Origin of the sequence: Streptococcus sp. HMSC070B10 (assembly GCF_001808665.1) — a bacterium.
Taxonomy (GTDB): Bacteria; Bacillota; Bacilli; order Lactobacillales; family Streptococcaceae; genus Streptococcus.
On sequence record NZ_KV794166.1, the window covers coordinates 1 to 380 of the forward strand.

1 pseudogene is annotated in these 380 nt (G+C 40.0%); it reads right to left on the reverse strand.

Annotated elements, in window-relative coordinates:
- Window positions 1-380 (reverse strand): annotated as a pseudogene (locus tag HMPREF2613_RS04955) (hypothetical protein); the annotation flags it as partial.

Genomic DNA, 380 nt, shown 5'->3' on the forward strand with positions numbered 1-380 from the left:
TGATATTCCTTAAATTCTTCTACACTTAGCCAACTTTGCTTACCGTCTTCGCTAATCTTACCATCAATGGCAGATGCTACTTCAATAGCCATAACGTATAAAGCGCGCTTGTCAACCGTCAAAATATCTACATGAGTTGAGGCAATTCGAAGAAACTCCCCCTTTTCGCGGTCGTCGGAAATAAAGGCATGTTCAAATTCAAGTTCAATATCTTCATATTGCAAGGATAACCAAGGATTGCTCGGAATTATAAAAGGAGCCTTATCCCATCTTTCATCAACTGAAGCCCATTTGCGCAACTCTGCTCCGAAATAAAAATCATCTTGCAACATCTCATCATCACCAACGTTGGAGTAACTTATTTTCTTGCCATTCCGTTC